General features: G+C 54.1%; 18 protein-coding genes. 13 read left to right on the forward strand and 5 right to left on the reverse strand.

What is annotated here, in order from left to right; translation table 11 throughout:
* The first annotated feature begins 65 nt into the window (after positions 1-65).
* A complete protein-coding gene (locus tag JOE25_RS07135; RefSeq protein ID WP_209633632.1) occupies positions 66-1,037 on the forward strand; it encodes an LLM class flavin-dependent oxidoreductase in 972 nt (323 codons plus the stop codon).
* A gap of 8 nt (positions 1,038-1,045) precedes the next feature.
* On the opposite strand, the gene JOE25_RS07140 is transcribed toward JOE25_RS07135, so the two are convergent.
* Entirely contained in the window at positions 1,046-2,350 is a 1,305-nt protein-coding gene (locus tag JOE25_RS07140; protein WP_209633633.1) for an aminotransferase class I/II-fold pyridoxal phosphate-dependent enzyme, read from the reverse strand.
* 68 nt (positions 2,351-2,418) lie between these two features.
* Between JOE25_RS07140 and JOE25_RS07145 the strand changes: the two genes are divergently transcribed.
* From JOE25_RS07145 to JOE25_RS07155, 3 genes are read left to right on the forward strand one after another with little or no spacing between them, the layout of a single operon-like run.
* Positions 2,419-2,673: a hypothetical protein gene (locus JOE25_RS07145; RefSeq protein ID WP_209633635.1), complete on the forward strand. Its 255-nt coding sequence runs from the start codon at positions 2,419-2,421 to the stop codon at positions 2,671-2,673.
* Positions 2,670-3,386, forward strand: a complete 717-nt coding sequence (locus tag JOE25_RS07150) for a glutamine amidotransferase (protein WP_209633637.1) — start codon at positions 2,670-2,672, stop codon at positions 3,384-3,386. Before JOE25_RS07145 ends, JOE25_RS07150 begins: the two co-directional genes overlap by 4 nt.
* Positions 3,387-4,226, forward strand: a complete 840-nt coding sequence (locus JOE25_RS07155) for a PfkB family carbohydrate kinase (protein ID WP_209633640.1) — start codon at positions 3,387-3,389, stop codon at positions 4,224-4,226. It abuts the gene before it with no gap.
* Positions 4,227-4,266: 40 nt separating this feature from the next.
* Here the strand turns inward: JOE25_RS07155 and JOE25_RS07160 are convergent, their stop codons facing one another.
* From JOE25_RS07160 to JOE25_RS07175, 4 genes are all read right to left on the reverse strand, one after another.
* A complete protein-coding gene (locus tag JOE25_RS07160; RefSeq protein WP_209633641.1) occupies positions 4,267-4,980 on the reverse strand; it encodes a flagellar brake protein in 714 nt (237 codons plus the stop codon).
* A gap of 74 nt (positions 4,981-5,054) precedes the next feature.
* Positions 5,055-5,837, reverse strand: coding sequence for an N-formylglutamate amidohydrolase (locus tag JOE25_RS07165; protein WP_209633646.1), 783 nt, complete (start codon positions 5,835-5,837; stop codon positions 5,055-5,057).
* Positions 5,838-5,936: 99 nt separating this feature from the next.
* Complete coding sequence (gene olsF / locus JOE25_RS07170) at positions 5,937-7,658, reverse strand: ornithine lipid synthase OlsF (protein ID WP_209633647.1); 1,722 nt, start codon at positions 7,656-7,658, stop codon at positions 5,937-5,939.
* Between the two features lie 172 nt (positions 7,659-7,830).
* Positions 7,831-9,492 (reverse strand): DUF4091 domain-containing protein, encoded by a 1,662-nt coding sequence (locus JOE25_RS07175; RefSeq protein ID WP_209633649.1) that lies wholly within the window; start codon positions 9,490-9,492, stop codon positions 7,831-7,833.
* 464 nt (positions 9,493-9,956) lie between these two features.
* On the opposite strand from JOE25_RS07175, the gene JOE25_RS07180 reads away from it, so the two are divergent.
* The 9 genes from JOE25_RS07180 (at position 9,957) to JOE25_RS07220 (ending at position 19,588) form a co-directional block, all read left to right on the forward strand.
* Entirely contained in the window at positions 9,957-11,210 is a 1,254-nt protein-coding gene (locus tag JOE25_RS07180; protein WP_209633650.1) for a sugar ABC transporter substrate-binding protein, read from the forward strand.
* A gap of 80 nt (positions 11,211-11,290) precedes the next feature.
* The gene (locus JOE25_RS07185) at positions 11,291-12,232 is read left to right on the forward strand and encodes a sugar ABC transporter permease (protein ID WP_209633651.1); all 942 of its coding nucleotides are present in this window, start codon (positions 11,291-11,293) and stop codon (positions 12,230-12,232) included.
* Between the two features lie 12 nt (positions 12,233-12,244).
* Positions 12,245-13,063 carry a carbohydrate ABC transporter permease gene (locus JOE25_RS07190; RefSeq protein WP_209633654.1) on the forward strand — a complete coding sequence of 273 codons (819 nt, stop codon included), beginning with the start codon at positions 12,245-12,247 and terminating at the stop codon, positions 13,061-13,063.
* 22 nt (positions 13,064-13,085) lie between these two features.
* Positions 13,086-14,198, forward strand: coding sequence for a sn-glycerol-3-phosphate ABC transporter ATP-binding protein UgpC (ugpC, locus tag JOE25_RS07195; protein WP_209633656.1), 1,113 nt, complete (start codon positions 13,086-13,088; stop codon positions 14,196-14,198).
* A 19-nt stretch (positions 14,199-14,217) separates the two neighbouring features.
* Positions 14,218-15,501 (forward strand): Gfo/Idh/MocA family oxidoreductase, encoded by a 1,284-nt coding sequence (locus JOE25_RS07200; protein WP_209633659.1) that lies wholly within the window; start codon positions 14,218-14,220, stop codon positions 15,499-15,501.
* An 18-nt stretch (positions 15,502-15,519) separates the two neighbouring features.
* Entirely contained in the window at positions 15,520-16,428 is a 909-nt protein-coding gene (locus JOE25_RS07205) for an ROK family protein (protein WP_209634215.1), read from the forward strand.
* Positions 16,429-16,760: 332 nt separating this feature from the next.
* Entirely contained in the window at positions 16,761-17,531 is a 771-nt protein-coding gene (gene agaR, locus JOE25_RS07210) for a transcriptional repressor AgaR (protein ID WP_209633661.1), read from the forward strand.
* 26 nt (positions 17,532-17,557) lie between these two features.
* A complete protein-coding gene (locus tag JOE25_RS07215; RefSeq protein ID WP_209633664.1) occupies positions 17,558-18,724 on the forward strand; it encodes an SIS domain-containing protein in 1,167 nt (388 codons plus the stop codon).
* Positions 18,725-18,733: 9 nt separating this feature from the next.
* Entirely contained in the window at positions 18,734-19,588 is an 855-nt protein-coding gene (locus tag JOE25_RS07220) for a tagatose bisphosphate family class II aldolase (RefSeq protein WP_209633666.1), read from the forward strand.
* Positions 19,589-19,895: the final 307 nt, after the last annotated feature.

Genomic DNA, 19,895 nt, shown 5'->3' on the forward strand with positions numbered 1-19,895 from the left:
GTATTACGTCCGGGGCATGCAGCATGGTATTTGTCATGAATAATTGATGATAAAGGAGCGGAAAAATGGCTTATGCCCTGAGCGTGTTGGAAAAAAGTCCGATAGCCGAAGGAGAAAGCGCTGCACAGGCGCTCACACGCACGCTGCACCTGGCGCAGCAGGCTGAAATTTGGGGTTACCGCCGTTTCTGGCTGGCAGAACATCACAACACTGCGCAACTTGCCTGCCCTTCGCCCGAAGTGCTGATTGCCTATTTGCTTGGGCAAACGTCACAGATCCGCATTGGCTCCGGCGGCGTCATGCTGCAACACTACAGTGCTTATAAAGTGGCGGAAAACTTCAATCTCTTGGCGACACTGGCGCCAGGCCGGGTTGATCTGGGGGTGGGCAAAGCGCCGGGGGGGCTGCCACTTTCGACCCAAGCGCTACAGGCCGCTCATGACCAACAGAATAAACCGGATTTTCCTCAGCAACTCGCGCAGCTCAATGCCTATCTGAATGATGACGCGCAACCGGGCCTGAGCGCCACGCCGCAGCCGTCACAACCGGCACAACGCTTTCTGCTGGGTGCCAGCGAAGAAAGTGCTCAGTTGGCTGCCGAACACGGCTGGGCCTTTGTCTTTGCTGCTCACCTCAATGGCAATCAGGACGACATTAAACGGGCGCTAGTCCATTACGCCACGCAAAGCGGTGGCCGCAACGCCCTGCTGGCTGTCGCGGTGATCGTCGCCGACAGTGCCGAACAGGCCAACGCACTGGCGTCAGGGATCCAGCAATACCGAGTACACGTAACCGGTGGCCAAAGCGTGACGGTCGGCAGCCTGGAACAGGCGGAGAGTTTTGTGCAACAAGCTGGCGCGACCGATTACCGCATTGAACCCCGCGAAAGCCATATCCTGCGGGGCACCGCTCAGCAAGTACGCCAGCAGCTGGACCAATTGCACCAGCAATATGGCGTGGAAGAGTTTGTGATTGATACCCCCATCACCCAGCCCGCCGCCCGTCTGGCCTCTTTACGGCTATTGGCGCAGGTTTGATTCCGGGGTTAGTTCACCAGAGTACCCGCACCGATAGCAACAACCAGATCCTGCGCCAGTGTTTCCAGCTGTGCTGGGATCAGGTTAGCCAAACTGACACGGATCGCCGGGCCGCTTTTCAGGCGGAACGGCTCACCGCTTTGTACTAACCATCCGCGCTGCGCCATGATTTGACTGGCTGCGGCCTCTGAACGTACCGGCAACCAAATATGGACGCCTTCGCCCGGCGGCAAGGGGATACCACTCAACGCATGTAACCGTTCCGTCAACGTATCGCGCCGTTGCTGATAGGCATGTTGCGCCCGCACCAGCAAACCATCGCGCTGCGCTTGCGCCCATAGTTTAACGGCAATCTGCTGCAAGATATGGCTGACCCAACGCTCGCGAATGTATTGATCCGCACGCATCGCTTGCAACAGTGGCGGCTTGCCGCAGGCCAGTGCAATACGCAGGTCCGGGCTGAGAAACTTACTCAAGGACAACACATACAAACCGTTATCCATGTCACAGGGCAAATACAAAGGCTGCTGTGACAACGGCCCCCAGAAATCGTCAACGATCGCCAAACACGCAGGATTGGCCGCTAAAAATTCACGCCAACTTTTGGCGCGAGCGGCGCTTAGCGACATGCCTGTCGGGTTCTGTGCTCGCGGCGTCAGTATCACCGCGCACCCTTGCGGGCCGGCCTCTTTCTCGGGCAAGCGGCACCCTTGATCGTCTATCGGCAAGGGCAGCGGTTTGAGGCGAAGATGCCGCAACAGCGTCAGTAATGGCGGCCAGCAAGGGTCTTCCACCCACACCGAGGCTCCCGGCGTAGCATGGCTACGCAGTGCCTTCTCAATGGCATCAAGCGCGCCGGAAAACACCGACATCTCACCTGACGATGCCCCTTGTTGGGTTAGCCATTCGCCTGCACGTTGACACAGCGCCGGCAAATCGCCGCTAACGTCATAGCCGTTCTGCTGTGGGAAGACATCTTCTGCACCGAGCGACAGGGCCGGTAACAGTGTGGCGTCCAGGTTGCCGCTGGCCAAATCACGCATACCTTCAGGCACTTGCCTGACATTTCGCGCAGCCATCAAGGGTTGCTCAAGCACTTGCGTCCCTGCACGGCCGCGGGTGGCGACCAAACCGGCATCTCGTAGCTTGGCGTAAGCACTGGCGACCGTATTGGGATTGACCCCCAATTCCACGGCCAGTTGGCGTACAGGTGGCAACAAATCACCCGGTTGCAAATCACCCTGCTTTATCTGCGTGCTGAACTGTTCAGCAATCTGGACAGCACTGCCGCCTTTTGCATACAATGAACCCATACATAAAACCTTTTTGTATTAGTTCAAACAAGATTACCTGTTTCGAACGTAAAAGTTAAGGGGTAAAGATGGAAAAACATTACGTACTCGATATTCAACATGACGGAAAAGCCTTCGCCCGTCTGCAGATGCTCACACCTTGGGCAGAGGCTCATCTGCAACAGGCGCAGGCGCTGTTTCCCGCCGAACAGGGTTATCAGTTACAGGTAAACCAGGTCAAAGAACGCCGGATAGTTTATCAAAGCGGTATCGGCGGCATCACAATTTTGGGCGATACCCTGGAACTTGCCCCTTACCCCAACACCACAGAGGGACAACAATGAAAAAAGTGGTCGCTATCAGACATGTCAATTTCGAAAATCTCGGTATTTTGGGTTCACTGCTTTCATTACGTGGCTATCAGATTGATTATTACGATGCCGGTCGTGACGACATCCGCGCCATTGATAATGAGGAAACCGATTTGTTGGTGGTGCTTGGCGGGCCGATCAGTGCCGCACAGCATTTTGCCGGCCAACAGCACTATCCATTTCTTAATGACGAGCTGGCGCTGGTCACACAGCGGTTGCAGCAAAAACGGCCTACACTCGGCATCTGCCTTGGTGCACAGGTGATGGCTCAGGCCTTGGGAGCTGATGTCATCTCGCTCGGCATGAAAGAAATTGGCTTCGCCCCCCTGACCTTAACGACACATGAAGACTCCGTGCTGGCCCCCTTGGGCGCAACGCCAGTGCTGCACTGGCACGGCGACATGTTTATGATCCCGGAAGGGGCAACCTGTCTGGCAGGGACCGAGATTTGCCCTAATCAGGCATTCGAATACCAGGATTTTGCCCTTGGGCTACAGTTTCATTTGGAAGCCGATCATCGCGACATTGAACGCTGGCTGGTGGGCCATGCCTGTGAGTTGGGGTTGGCGGGGGTCATTCCGCAGCGTTTACGCCAGCAGGCCGCGCGTTACGGCACAGAGTTAGAACAACGCACTCGGCAGGTGTTTGCACAGTGGCTGGATAAAATTGAACCAAGGAAGTCCTAGATGCATCAGATTTCTCAACTACAACCACCGCAGATTGATGTGATCAGCATTCAATCCCAAGTGGTGTACGGTAGTGTCGGCAACGGTATCGCCTACCGCACCTTACTGAAAAAAGGGCTGGAAGCCTTGCAGGTACCCAGCGTGCTCTTTGGTTGCCCGCCTTACTATGGCGCCCCCAGTGGAGGTGTCATTTCCGCGGAATGGTTCAGCGGTTTTCTGGAGGATTTGTTGACCCGCGGTGTCATGTTGCGCACCCGAGCCGTCATTGTTGGCTATCTGGGCGATGTCCGTCAGTGCCACATACTGGAAAACTGGTTACAGCGTGTACGCACTATCAATCCGCAGATAAAGATTTATATCGATCCGGTGATGGGCGATTACGGCGAAGGCATTTATGTCGATGAACGCATCGTCGGCTGCTACCGCTCCCCCTTCCTGACGTTAGCCAATGGTCTCACCCCTAACGGGTTCGAGCTGGAGCAACTGTGCGGGCACCCATTACTCAGCCGCGAACAAACCCAGCGTGCCGCAGAGGCATTGTTGAATGACACCACCGAGTGGGTGTTGGTAACCAGCGCGCCGGGCGTAGCAGAAAACGACGACGAAGTAGGGTTGCTGCTGGTCAGCCGCCACGAAGTGCAAAGCTATACCCACCCTAAAATCCAATCGAAGGTCAAAGGCACCGGGGATATGTTCACAGCTTTGCTCGTAAGCCACCTTCTACAGGGTAAAAACCTCAACGAGGCCATCGTCACGGCAAGTGGCGAGGTATGCGACGTGTTGGCAGAAGCGGAGCATTTTGGTTGGGAGGAAATTGGCAGTTTGCGTGCCTTGAAATAGGCCGGGGGTGACGGGGCAGCTGGCTGCCCCACTCGTCTGCTTAACGCTTTTTCTTTTTATTGAAGTCCAATTCGAATGCAAACACTGCGCTCTGAATTTTTCTTTCCATTGCCAAACCCAACTTCATAAAACGGCATGACAGGCGCGAAAAATGCACTAATTTGTCGTCGTCATCCAGCTCTTGATCTTCGTTGATCACCACCAGTTCCATATTGACCTTGAAGCTGCCGTAGCTGCCAAGATCCAATAACGCCTTTTTGAACTGAAAGCCAGGCTGAAGGTTTTCCGGCAATGGGCCATCCACGCGTAAACCGACGCCACCCGCAGAGAGATCGTGGATCCTCAGTTGGTACTCGCTGCCGTCGGCATATTCGCCGCTGCAGAGAAATTCACGCCAGTGTGGAGTCGTCACGCGGAACTGACGACGGCGCTGAATGTAGACCAGTTCCTTCGGCAATTGAGTTGAACATGCATTAACGCCCTGATGATGAGTGGTTTCCGCCTTACCGACAGAGAACTCGATCTTCGCATCATGGCTTTCGATCACAATGGTACATTCGCCGTCGACAACCGTCTCCGCCTCATCGCCACTGAACACGATGTTATCCGGCCCGACACTCAGCAACAGACTCTGAAACTGCTGTCGTTCATTGACGACTCGCAGTGGCGTGCGCTGTTTACAAATTTCGCGCAAAATCGCCAGCACTTCAAAGCGCTCCTGCTTGATAAACAATCCGTTATCATTTTGCTCCACTCGTCGCTCCTGACTCTTCCCAATGACGATTTACACATTCCTTACAGTTATCATCTCTGGGAATATTCCTAAAGTCAAATTTGCCAACGATGCCAAGCCTGTGGCAGCAGTCTGGCGAAGCGTTTTGCCCAGTTCTGCTGGCCTTGTTGATCGGCGATCAGATCCTGGCGGATCTCAATGCCGACATAGGGAAGCTGTCGCCGCTCTGCATGCACCGGCAGCGTGTAATCCGTGGCGTCGGTCATGGCGTAGGGTTCGTTGATCCCCACGTCCAAATCCCCTTCTTCTCGCAACAGTTCAGCCAACAGCAAGGCGAATTCCGGGTGGCGATTAAACAGCAGCCCCACCTGCCATGGCCGCGCACTCCCTTTAAATACCGGCGTGAAACTGTGCATCGCAATAACCGCCGTTGGTAAACCGGCACGTTGACGCTCGTCCAAGGTATCGGCAATGGTGCGGTGATAAGGCAGAAAAATCTCATGTTCACGGGCTAAACTTTGTTCAGCAGGAATACCGACATTGCCGGGAATTGGCGTCAGCTCGGACACCTGTGGTATCGAGCTGACAATGCCGGGCGTACGGTTACAGTCAATCACTAATCGTGAGTAACGCTGGTGAATCAGTGTGGTATCCAGTTGGCGGCTGAGGTGACGTGAAACGCCTAGTGCGCCAATGTCCCAACCGATATGGCGGTCAATCTCCCCCGCCGGCAAGCCCAGATCACCCAAACGTTGGGGGATTGCCTGGCCTGCGTGATCGCACAGCAATAAAAAGGGAGCGATACCCTTTGCTGTTTCAACCGCCACGGCGGCGGGGTCATCCAGGGTTAATAAAGACGGGACAAACGACTGTGGCATGAAAGACTCCGACGCTGGAACAAAGCCTTATCTTAGGCTATATCCCACCGCCGGCGCCAAGGCTCGGATTAGATCAAAAATGCATGAATGAGAAGCTAATCATTCTATGCACGCATCCTGGGGCTGATGTACCGCAATGTAACGCTGGAAACGCGCCGGTTTAAGCCGGGTCAGATCGACCAATACCAGACCATCAATGCAGTTATTGAATGCCGGGTCGGTACCAAAATCAATAAACTGTACCCCGCCCGGTTCACACAGCTCGGTATATTGCTTGTATAGCGTTGGGATAGAGCAACCAATGTTGCTCAGCAGGCTTTTCAGTCTGACCAGGTCTTCCTGATAGTTATCGCCGGCAAACTGCGCCAATACCTGCGGCAATGAGGCAGGATAAGGTTGACGAGACTGCGCCAACGCATGATTGGGCGAGAAGTACAATCGGTAGAAGGCAATCAACAGGTCACGCGCCGTTACCGGCATACCGCCGGAAATGGAAACCGGGCCAAAGAGATAGCGGTACTGTGGGTATTTTGCCAGATAAGCGCCAATGCCAAGCCACAGATAGTCCAGCCCGCGCTTGCCCCAATAGGCCGGCTGAATGAAGCTGCGGCCCAACTCAATGCCCTGCGCCAGTATGGGTGCCATATCGCGGTCATAATGGAAGAGGCTGTTACTGTAGATGCTTTCCAGCCCTTTGCGTTCTAGCTGCTCGGCGGTTGGAATAAAACGGTAAGCACCGACGATTTCCAACTCGTCCGCGTCCCACAACACCAAGTGGTAATAGTCGTCGTCATAGCTATCCAAATCCCGACGACGTCCCGACCCTTCACCAACGGCCCGGAAGGCGATTTCACGCAGCCGACCCAGTTCACGCAGGATGGGCGTACGCGCCTCATCCTGACGGCGATACAGGAAGATCTCTTTGCCGTCCGGCGTTACCCCTAACCGCTCACAGTTTGCCAGCGCCTTTTTCAGTTCCAACCGGTCTTCCGGCAAGGCAATCGGCGATTCACTGGCAAACAGTCCTTCTTTCCCCTGACCCAGTCGGTATACGTGACGACGGAAGCGTTCCGCCAGATCTTTAGCACTGGTGTGCCCATCGTGCCAGTTGGCGAACGGGATACGCCCTCCAACACGGATTTTGATACGACCCCCTTGCTGTTGGAACATTTCCCGCACCAGCAAGAGCGTCGACAGAGGGCGATAAACCATCGACGTGAAATAAAACAGGTTGCTGTTACGCGCACTGATGTGAATGGGCACAATAGGCGCACGTGCCTTGGCCGCCAGGCGCAAGAAGCCGGTATGCCAGTGACCATCACGTATGCCTTTCGGGCTCATACGTGATACCTCTCCGGCGGGGAACAGGATCAATGCGCCCTGTTTATCCAGCTGCGCCTGCATGCCTTCAATTTGCTTGCGGCTGGTCTTATACCCCACATTGTCTACCGGCACGAACAGGCTGCGCAGCGGTTCAATGTAGGTCAACAATTGGCTGGCGACCACTTTGACATCCGGACGTACCGCCGCCACCGCACGCAGCAGCACCAGCCCATCAAGCGAGCCGATCGGATGGTTCGCGACTAACACCACCGGGCCTTGGCTGGGAATATTTTCCAGATCGCCATCCACTAATTCACAACTGAGGTTGAAGTAATCCACCACCTGCTCGATCAAATCCAGCCCTTTAAGGTGTGGATAGTCGGCGGCAAACTGTTTGAACTCTTTTTCGAAGAGTAATGATCTCAGCAGGCTACGCTGCCAGGCAGGGGTTTTGCGGTGTGGAAATGCATCATGCAACAGAGAGTCCAAGCTAAACATCGCGTTATCTCCTGGCTTAGTCGCTGCAAACTTAAGCCAGCGCTATGACCCTAACATGTCAGTATCATGACAAAAAAATGAAATCCCTCGACCTATCAGGTATAGCAAATAATTGAAAACTTGGTGGCAAGGGTGTGTCCCTCGCCACCTGCGTCGCATTTTATGCCGCTCCCTACAGCAAGGCTTCGATACGTTTGTTGACCGCTTCGCGTAATCGCAGCAGTGGATCCGCCTGATGCGGGTAGTGTTTAAAGGTGATGCGCATCCCCAATTCCTGTTCAATCAGCGCCTCTACCGCTGCACGATCGGTCAGGCTTTCCAACAGTTGCAGAGCGCGCATGTCCTGCAACCCTTGATGCAACACCCGCAGGCGTAACGACTCCACGGGCTCCCGATTATCGCCGGGATAGACCACAAAGGCATCGCCAGACGGAAACGCGTTCCGGCAGTCCGTCACGGCATAGGGATTGAGTTTTTCTCGTGAATGGCCGCTGTTATAGAAGTTGAAGCCCCAATGCAGAAAACCCGTGATGTCGTACAAATAAAGCTGGATACCCAAAATACGGTTGCGTGCCGAGGGCTGGGCGAAGAAACGGTTGGCTACCTCCGTTTTTTGTACGCAGCAGTAATAAGCCCATAACCCCGGCACCCGGTTTTCAATAAAAGGTTCTATATGATCGGTCGCCGCAACCGGTGTCTCCACCAACCCCTGCTGGTAAAACGCATAGTCTGACAGGGCATCAAACGTACGGAATCCCGCCAGTAGCGGACGTAACGTCATACTGGCGCGTTGGTAAGCGGCGATGTTTTCCAGCGTCGGTTCGTCAGAAATATGGAACCACACGCGCTGCTGCAACTGCCTATCGCGGAACCAGCCAGTCAGCGCCGGCAACAACGCCTGCAGGAACTGTTGATACTCTTGCGCATGTGCGTCGGTATGCCAGCCAAACAACGGACGCAGTTGCCCTTCAACCTCCACCATAATTTTCGGCGCATGCGCGGCACCCCATTGGGTAAACAACGGCGCAATCTCAAAGTGTTCAATACCTTCCTTCTGAGCCAGATCTACCCACTGGGCCAGGCGTTGGAAATCAAACCGATACCCTTGTGTTGACTGCTGCACCCCCACCAGTTGCACGGTGGTTCGTTCCCCACCGATGGCGGTATCCAGCGGTGGCGTGAAGATTGGGGTCAACAGCATGTTGACCCCACTGTTGACGGCGCTGCGGACAAAATTACGCACCGCCAGCCAGTATTCGGGGCTGAATACCTCGAGACGGTAATAGTCCGCCAGGCAATCAGAATGCAGCCATTCGGTGTGCAACAAGGTTTGCGGGGGCAGCACCGCGGGGACGATATGCAGCGTCAGCGTCGCGCTGGCCAGCACTTCATCAGTAGCAACATCAGACAGCGTGAGGGTTAACGGAGAGTCCCCACCGGCAACCGGCGTCGACGGTGGCGTAAAGGTCAGCCACAGGCTGCCATAATAATGGGTGGCGGCAAAGAAACGACAATCGGTCACCGGGGCCAACGGATCGGGAAATAACCCCGGTTCAGTCCGCAGGTAGTTCTCATCGGTCTCGGCATAACAGGGAAAATGACTGGGTACAGACTGAACCTGACGCACGCTGATATACTCTGCCAGCGGCCCTTCGAGGCGGTACCTTAATTCTCGCCGCGTTTCATTACCCGTCGGATGTAAACAATAGACCCCTTGCCAGGAAACTATTTCGTTACTCAGCCCACTGAGTGTATTTATCTGTGAAATCTGTGGTGCATTGCGGCTATGAAATACTTTTTCCAGACAATGGGTAAAGGTTAATGAAAGGCGCATAACATTAATCTCTCTTTAATTGTTAAATACCGATGAGTGATTTTCAGGCTAAACCCTTTTATCGCGGCAAACAATAGCGACAATCAAAAATCGACGACAAGCCTGTTCAGGCGTTGCGATATACAATTTTTTTGTTTATTTGCATCACAAAAATGAAAGATAGCCAAGCCTGCACAATAATAATGTTTTTAATCCCCATTATGGTGCAAGGGTTATCACTTATTCCTATGACCGCCACAGTCCGTAAATGGCGTGCGGCAGGGCTAAAATCACCCCAAAAGGTTAATGACTTGTAAACGAATGGCGCTTTCGGTTTGACCCTAAACCCTTTCGATTTTAACAACAACGAAACATTCCCGCCCCATTTTTGGGCAGATCGGGGTGTATTGACACATTGAAAGTTAAGGGATAGAAAGAATTCACGTTACGAAAATATTTATTCGTCGTTCACCGAGGGGAAAGCAATGTCACCGATAAAAAATACCGGCCGTCTTCTTGTGCACTCTGCCATCGCGGCTGCGTTATTATTACCAACCATGTTATATGCCGCAGATCAAATAACTTTGCGCTATGCCGTATGGGACAGAAACCAATTACCTGCCGAACAAGAAATTGCCAAACGATTTGAAAAAGAAAACCCTAACATCAAAATAGCGATAGAATTAACCCCATCAGCGCAATACTTTGTAAAATTAGATTCAGCAGCGGCTGGCGGCGTTGCCCCTGATATATTCTGGATAAACATGCCCTATTTTGTGCAATATGCCAAGAATGGCATTATGCAACCCTTAACACCTTATATGACCGGCAGCAGCGTTAACGTAAATAACATCGTCGCCAGTTCGGTGAAGGCTTATCAGTATGACGGTCAGCAGATGGCTATCCCCCGCGACGTAGACTCCATCGCAGTTTGGTACAACAAAAAGCTGTTTGACCAGGCTGGCGTCAGCTACCCCACCAACGACTGGGATTGGGACACGCTGAAAAGCAAAGCGGCAGCGTTGAAAACCGGCTTGAAAGGCAGCGCCTTCCCCCTGGTGATGGATCTGAGCATTGACGGCCAGGACAGCTATATGAATCTGCTGTTCCAGAACGGCAACCATATTGTGCCGAAAGACGGCCAGCCAACCGATATTGCCAACGATAAGTCGATCTGGGTGTATCAGCAGTTGCAAACCATGATGAAAGACGGGCTGATGCCAAGCGCTCAACAAATGAGCGAAGTCAAAACCGAAAATATCTTCCAGTCCAACCGTGCAGCAATGGTGTATGCCGGCTCATGGTTGGCCGCGCCCTTCGCCAATAACCCGCTGATTAACGACCATATCGGCGTAGTGATGATGCCAAAAATCGAGCGTCAGTCTGGCGTCGCACACAGCCTGGCATTCGCCATGTCCGCCAACAGCGCCCACAAACAGGAAGCCTGGAAATACATCGAATTTATGAGCTCCGAAGCCTCGCAAGCCGAGCTGGCGAAGGTGGTGATCCCAGCCAACAAGGTGGCTGCCAAAGTCTGGGCTGCGGAGATTAAAAAAGTCGATGTCACGCCGTACATTCAAACCCTCAACGTGACCGAGGCTTACCCAACCGCCGGGACCAACACGCCAAAGTGGCAGAATATGTGGATTGCCAGCCTGAAGAAAATCTTCATGGGCGCGGATGCCAAGTCTGAAATGGACAAATCGGTCAAGAAGATCGAACGCGTCATGGAGCAGTAATCACCCCGTGCCGGTAGCGCCTGCCCGAGGGCGCACCGGCTGCGGACACCGCAGAGCAGTTACAGGTGAGGAATGGCAACATGTCGCTGGCAGAAACGGCTACGGTCACCCTAAAACAACAAAAAAGTGTCCCTCGACCGGCACTCAGCCGCCTGGAGCGCGCCGAGCGCTTTTGGGGATGGGTAATGATTTCACCGCTGCTGATTGGGTTGATGGTTTTCTATTTCATCCCTTTTTTGCAGAACATCTTTTACAGCTTCACCGATCTTAATCAGTTTATGCGCTGGACTACGTTCAGCGTTGATAACTACGTCAATCTGTTTGAGGACGACGATTTTTATACCGCTGCCGGTAACACGCTGTTCTACGTGGTGGTCTGCGTCCCTGTCAGCCTGAGCCTTTCTCTGTTGCTGGCGATTGGCTTGAACCAGAACATCCGCGGCAAAGCGGTGTTGCGCACGTTACTGTTCCTGCCTGCAGTCACCATGCCTGCCGCGGTGGCGATGGTTTGGCAATGGCTGTTTAACAAAGACTTTGGCCTGATTAACCAGGCGATGGGTTTCTTGGGTATTTCGCCGGTGGCCTGGCTGTCCGATCCGGACGTGGTGCGGATCAGCGTTTCCATCATCATTATCTGGTCGTCACTGGCGCTGAAAATCATCATTTTGCTGGCCGGGTTACAAAGTATTCCACGCCAACTGTATGAGGCCGCAGACATCGACGGCATCAGCACCCTGCGCCGATTCTTCTGTATCACTCTACCGATGATGGTACCGACGCTGTTCTTCGTCTCGGTAATGAGCTTTATCGAGATCCTGCAAGTCTTTGACGTGGTGTTCCTGATGTTTGACCGCGCATTGGTGGAAAGTGACGTGATGACCGTCACCAACCTGTTCTACAAATATGCCTTCTATCTGCAGGAGAAAGGCTACGCCTCTGCCATAACCGTGGTGCTGTTCGCCGTCACCCTACTGATCACCCTGATTCAAATGGTGATTGGCAAACGCCTGAAAGTCAGCTGAGGAGCCATGACGATGAGCATAAGTAAAAAAACACTGGTTTATCTGTTTATGGCCCTGGCGGCGCTCGCCTCTGTCGTCCCTTTTATCTGGATGCTGGTTACCTCACTGAAAACGCAGGCCGAGAGTATTCAGATCCCGCTAACACTGCTGCCGACGCACCCCAGCCTGCAGGCCTACGGCAAGATCATGCATGAAATTCCGTTTACTGATTTTTATGTGAACTCGCTGCTGGCGACATTCTTTACCGTCACACTACAAATGGTCATCGCCACCATGGCCGCTTACGGTTTCTCGCGCTTGCATTTTCGCGGCCGCGACGCGGTGTTCCTGGTCTGTATTTCCATTCTGATGGTGCCTGGTCAGGCGTTTCTGATCCCACAATTCCTGGTAGTGCAGAAGTTGGGCTTGGTAAACAGCATCACCGGGCTGGTGTTGCCAGGCATTTTCAGTATTTATGCCACTTTCCTGTTGCGTCAGTTCTTCCTGGCAGTGCCAAAGGAGATGGAAGAAGCGGCGTTGATCGACGGCTACAGCTACTTCGCTATTTTCTGGCGCATCATGCTGCCCCTGATTCGCCCCGGCATCATCGCCTGCATCATTATTAATGGCCTGTGGAGCTGGAACAACCTGATGTGGCCGCTGATCGTCAACACCACCACCGAGAAACTGACGCTGCCCGTTGGACTGGCATCACTGTCAAGCCGTGCCGGGGTGGAATATCCGTTACTGATGGCCGGCGCGCTGATGGCGGTCATCCCCATGCTGATGCTGTTCATTCTTTTCCAACGCTACTTCATCCAAGGCATCGCCAGCGCTGGGGTAAAAGGCTAACCGCGAATACAAGGTAACTAACATGGCCGGTATACAGTTAAACAATGTGAAGAAGGTCTATCCCAATGGGTTCAATGCTTTGCATGGGGTCGATCTGGACATCAAAGACGGCGAATTTATGGTATTTGTTGGCCCCTCCGGCTGCGCAAAATCCACCCTGCTGCGAATGATCGCCGGCCTGGAAAGCGTCAGCGAAGGCCAGATCCTGATTCACGACCACTGCGTCAACGACACCATGCCGAAAGATCGCGGCATTGCGATGGTTTTCCAGAACTATGCGCTCTATCCCCATATGACCGTCTACAAGAACATGGCGTTCGGTTTGATCGGCAAAGAAAGCAAAGCCGAAATTGATCGCCGTGTGCGGGATGCGGCCGAAAAATTGGAAATCACCAATCTGCTGCAGCGTAAGCCAGGTCAGTTGTCGGGTGGCCAGTGCCAGCGTGTGGCGGTCGGCCGCGCTATCGTGCGTAAACCCAAGGTGTTTTTGTTCGATGAACCCCTGTCGAATTTGGATGCCAAGCTACGCGTCTCGATGCGCGTGCAGTTGATTGAATTGCATAACCAGCTGAAACAGGAAGGTGCGGCTGCCACCATGGTCTATGTCACGCACGATCAGGTAGAGGCCATGACCATGGGAGACCGTATCTGTGTGATGAACCGTGGCGCCATCATGCAGGTAGACAAACCGATCAACCTGTATCACCAACCCGCTAACCGCTTTGTCGCCGAGTTCATCGGCAGCCCATCGATGAACCTGCACGATATGGCGATTACCCGCACCGCTCAGGGAATTGGGCTACGCATCGGTAGCGAATATCCACTCGAACTGCCACCGGCGCTGCAACAGCAATTAGAAAAATACCCGCACCCGCGCGTATGCCTCGGCATTCGTCCAGAGTCCTTGCGGTTGTGCGCTCCCGGCAGTGCCAACTGCTTCCCGGCAAAGATCGTCACCATCGAACGCATGGGCAACGAAGAATTGCTGCACTGCGAGCTGGCTGAGCTGCGGTTTGTGCTTCGTATGGCGTCACAACCAGACTGGGAACCGCGTTTGGGAGAACAGATCCACCTGGCTTTCGATCTGTCCCGCGCACACCTGTTTGATGAAATCAGCGGCCAAAACCTCAAATAACAAGATCGGAGAATGTGCAATGTCGTCATCTCAACAAAATGGTTATGCCGGTCGCCCGGTGAAGGTACTGGTTATTGGCGCCGGAGCGCGTGGGGAAATTTATTCACGTTACGCGTTGGCACACCCGGATTTAATGCAGGTGGTCGCCGTGGCAGAGCCGCGTGATGTTTATCGGCAACAGTTTGTCGAACAACATGGCATAGCGGCAGATAAGGTATTCACTGACTGGCAGCAGGCTGCCAACGCAGGAAAACTGGCCGATGCGGTGCTGATCTGTACCCAAGACACGTTACACCTCGAGCCCGCGCTGGCCTTCGCCAGGCAGGGTTACGCCATGCTGCTGGAAAAACCGCTGTCACCGGATGCCAGTGAATGCCGCACCATCGTTGAAGAAGTGATACGTCAAAAGCTGATTTTCTCGGTTGGCCATGTGTTGCGCTATACGCGCTATACCCAGAAACTGAAGCAGCTGCTGCGTGATAACGTGATTGGTGACATTGTCAGCCTGCAGCACCTGGAACCGGTCGGTTACTGGCACCAGGCTCATTCCTTCGTCCGCGGTAACTGGCGCAATGACGGTGAAGCCGCCTTTATGCTGCTACAAAAATCCTGCCACGACATCGACTGGATCCGCTACATCATGGAGCTGCCCTGCGAGCAGATCAGCTCGTTCGGTGGTTTGCGTCACTTTCGCCAGGAAAATCAACCTGCGGGCGCGGCGGACAATTGCCTGGACTGTTCAGTGGAAGCCCATTGCCCTTATTCCGCTAAACGTATCTATCTGGGCGACGACCACAAAGCGACACCGGGCTTCCTGCGGGTGTTAACGCCAGAGGTCAGTCAGCCACACCTGTTGGCGGCCCTGCGCGAGGGGCAGTATGGCCGCTGTGTCTACCGTTGCGACAACAACGTCGTTGATCATCAGGTGGTCAACATGCAATTTGCCGGTGGACGCACCGCGTCCTTCACCATGACGGCGTTCACCCGCCTTGAAGATCGCAAAACCCGCATTTTCGGCAGCCACGGTTGTCTCGAGGGCGACGGACGCTTCATCCGTATCACTTCGTTCGTTGACGACAGTGAAAAGGTCTACGACGTTGATGAGGCTGAAGATCTGCATACCATGTCCGGTCACGGCGGCGGCGATTATTATCTGATGCAGCATTTTATCGACGCTATTCGCACGAACGACCCTTCACAGGTGCTGTCAGGCCCAGCGGAAACGTTGGAAAGCCATTTGATGGTGTTTGCGGCTGAACGTGCTCGCCGTGAATCTGCCGTCATCACCCTGAGCGGAGCCTGAAACGTGGAGATATCACAGATGCGCTACGGCTTCGACATTGGGGGAACCAAGATCGAAATGGCAGCCTATGACCAACAGCTTACGCAGGTGTTTTGCCAACGCGTCAGTACCCCTACGGGCAATTACCGCGAATTTCTGTCCTGTATCCACCAATTGGTGGATCGTGCCGACCGCGAATTGCATACCCAAGGCAGTATCGGCATCGGCTTACCCGGCGTAACCGATCCTCGCAGCCGCCGGCAACTGGCCGTCAACGTGCCTTGCCTGACCGGTCACTGTCTGGCTGACGATCTGGCCCAAGCATTGTCGCGGCCGGTTGAAATTGAAAACGACTGCCGTTGCTTCGCCCTTTCCGAAGCCAGCACGCCACAGACAGAGCATCTGGCGCTGGTGTTCGGCGCGATTATCGGTACCGGTGCCGGCGGTGGCCTGGTCATGAACAAACAGTTGCATAAGGGCCGCAACGGTCTGGCCGGTGAATGGGGCCACACGCCGATCTCTGCTCAGTTGGCACAACGTTACGATTTGCCGCTATTCACCTGTAATTGCGGCCTGACCGCCTGCTTTGAGCGCTACGTATCCGGCAGTGGGTTGCTGGCGTTAAGCCGCCATTTTGGCCACCCTGCCGATACGGTACCGGCGCTGATCGCCAGTTACCGGCAGGGACAGCCAATGGCACAGCACCTGATGGTGATGTATGTCGACATTCTGGCCAGCGCGTTGGCAAGTCTGCAGCTGTTACTGGACGTGGACGCCTTCGTGCTCGGCGGTGGGCTGTCGAACGTCAAGGAGTTGTATTCCCTCCTGCCGCCGGCCATGGGCCAGTGGTTGTTGCCCGGCACGGAACCGGCGGCAGTCTACCCGCCAGTGCACGGCGACAGCAGTGGCGTACGCGGTGCTGCGCTATTACGTCAAAGCTGGCAATAAAAAACAATGAAAAGGCGAACAACAAGAAATGAATGACGCAGCTTTCACCCTGCTTTTGGTAAATGACAGCAAGCGATGAGTTTTCGCCTGATTAATAACGGATTACCCATTTTCACTTTATTTATTCGCTGCTTTCGGTTTGACCGCAATCGAAAGATAAAATCAACATAAGCAATTGATACATATGATTTTTTATAAAATAACCGATTGCATTTCACTGTTTCGTTTGCTGTAATTCGACACGAACAACTGAAAGCACTCCTGCCAGATTAGCTGCGACGCATTGCGCCGCGGCCGGGTATGACTACAGCTAAATCAGGAGTCACGCGTTAATGATCAATACCGTAAAACGACGGGAATTAATTATCGACCAGCTTTGTCGCGAAGGCTCGGTGCGCGTCGAACAACTCAGCGCCCAGTTTTCGGTTTCCAGCGTCACTATCCGCAGCGATCTGCGCCAGTTGGAAAAAAGCGGCTGCGCCGTACGTGCCTATGGGGGCGCAATGCTCAATAAGCAGTTCGCCTTCGATCGCCCGTTGCAGGACAAGGGCCGTATCAATCGCGATGTGAAATTCGCCATTGCCTGTGCGGCAGCCGAATTGGTCAATGACGGCGATGCCATCATTCTCGATTCCGGCTCCACCACCAGCCAAATGGCACAGCAGTTAGCCGGCAAGAAAGATCTGGTGGTGATGACCAATGCATTGAATATCGCTTTCGAACTGGCCAACAACGAACAGGTTGATTTGATGGTGGTCGGCGGCAGCGTACGGCGTAAATCCTGGTCGCTGTATGGACCGGCAGCAGAGCAGCACATGCGCCAGTTCCGGTTCGACAAGCTGTTTCTCGGCGTTGACGGCTTTGATCTGCTTAGTGGTATCACCACACCAGACCCCGGAGAAGCGCAACTCAACCGCGCTATGTGCGATGTCGCACGCGAAGTGATCGCCGTCGCAGACGCCAGCAAATTTGGCCGCACCAGCTTTTGCATGATCCGTGAAATCGGCCAAATCCAACGTTTGGTCACTGACAGCCGCATTCCGGAAAGCTACCTGCATGCGCTGAAGCATTTAGGGGTCGACGTCATTATCGCCGACCGTTAACAGACGTTTCTTAAGGAGTTTTCAACATGAATGGTTATTTTGCTTACGATGCGGGCTGGCTGGAGCAACGGCATGCGTTGCATACCGCACGTGAAATCTGGCAGCAGCCGGACCTCTGGGCCGCCCTGCACCAGCAACTACACGCGCAACAGGCGCAGTGGCAACCTTTCCTTGCCCCGTTACTGTCGAATCCCCGTTTGCAGATTGTGCTTTGCGGTGCGGGCAGCTCCGCCTTCGCCGGTCGCGCGCTGGCGCCATGGCTCCGCGAGAAAACGGGCCGTGATGTTGTGGCTTATGGCACCACCGATATTGTCGCTAACCCGCACCAATACCTCGACTTGACGCGCCCTACGCTGCTGGTTTCTTTCGCCCGCTCCGGCAACAGCCCAGAAAGCGTGGCGACGGTGGAATTGGCCGATCAGTTGCTGCCCGAAAGCTATCACCTGATGCTGGTGTGCAACCCGGACAGCAAGCTAGCGCAGTACGCACACCAACGCGATAACGTTTGTTCGCTGGTGATGCCGCAAGGCTCCAACGATCAGAGCTTCGCCATGACCTCCAGCTTTAGCTGCATGATGCTGTCCGCAGCGCTGTTGCTGGGCCCCTATTCCCTTGCCGACGCGCAACGGCCACTGAGCGCCATGGTGGAACGCTGTCGTGAACTTCGCGAGACACTGCAACCTCAGGTGAAAACCTTGGCTGCCAGTGGGTTCAGGCGCTACATCACGCTGGGTGGCAGCTGTTTTACCGGGCTTGCGGAAGAGGCATCGTTAAAGATGCTGGAACTGACAGCCGGTCAGATTGTTACCCGCTACGACTCCCCGCTCGGTTTGCGTCACGGGCCCAAATTTATGGTCGATAGCCAGACGTTAGTCCTTCTGATGTTCTCCAGTGGCGACTATGCCCGTCAATACGATCGCGATTTGTGGAACGAACTGCAGCGTGACGGTTTGGCGATGCAGATGGTCGGCTTGACCGGCAGCACACAACCACTCAGCGACATGATACTGAATCTGCACCATGCCGAGGATGACGTCTGGTTACTGTTCCCCTACTTGTTATTCACTCAGATGCTGGCATTTGAAAGCTCGCTGGCGCTGGGCCTGACGCCGGATAATCCGTGCCCGACCGGTGAAGTTAACCGCGTGGTGAAAGGCGTTACCATTTACCGCTATCCGTCTTCTGTGGCGTAAGGAGCCCCTATGTACCTGATATCCAATCGCGAAATGCTGTTAAAAGCGCAGCGCCAGGGTTATGCCGTACCCGCGTTCAACGTGCATAACCTGGAAACTGTACAAGTGGTGGCGGAAACCGCCGCAGAGCTGGGATCCCCGGTGATCATGGCAGGAACGCCCGGCACTTTCAGCTATGCCGGTACCGACTATTTGATCGGCATCTGTCAGGCGGCAGCGCACCGTTACGATCTGCCCTTTGCGCTGCACCTTGATCATCATGAAGAAATGGATGATATCGAGTTCAAGGTCAAAAACGGCATCCGCTCAGTGATGATTGACGGATCGCACTTGCCCTTCGCACAGAACATCGCCAAAGTCGCCGAGGCCGTCGCCTTATGTCATCGCTATGGGGCCAGTGTGGAAGCAGAACTGGGTCGCCTGGGTGGCCAGGAGGATGACTTGATTGTCGACTCCGCAGACAGTTTCTTTACCGATCCCGCCGCCGCGCGAGAGTTTGTCACCGCTACCGGCATAGACTCGCTCGCGGTAGCCATTGGTTCTGCCCATGGGCTATACCAGGGTGAACCCAAACTGGATTTCGAACGCTTGGCGCTGATCCGTGAGCACGTCGACATTCCCCTGGTGTTGCACGGCGCATCCGGAATTCCTGAAGCCATGGTGAAACGCGCGATTTCGCTGGGTGTATGCAAGGTCAACGTGGCCACCGAGCTGAAAATCGCCTTTGCTGATGCCGTGAAGAGCTATTTCGCTCAGCATCCGGACGCCAACGATCCACGCAAATACATCGTACCCGGCAAGCTGGCAATGAAAGAGGTGGTCGCAGAGAAGATCCGCATTTGCGGTAGCAGCGGTATGCTGTAACCCAGAATAGTGCTTTATGTTTGGCCGCAGTGGCAGTGGCATTGGCAACTGCGGCCAGGGGCGTTTTTATCGTGACACAGTTCACAGTACATCCGCCACGTTCGCCTGCTAATCATTAAGCCGCCTTCACTATGATCTAAATCATGGTTTTAGCCACACCCCCTCCCTATTATTAAATCCGCAACACAAAGAATTAAGAATAGTATATAAACCATTCGCAATTGCGCTGCGTAAACTTGTTCGAGAATCGTCATTAACACCTATTTTGTTTTTATTTAATTGGCACCACTTGTTTGTTTTTCATTTT

The organism is Serratia sp. PL17, assembly GCF_017832355.1.
Taxonomy (GTDB): Bacteria; Pseudomonadota; Gammaproteobacteria; order Enterobacterales; family Enterobacteriaceae; genus Serratia.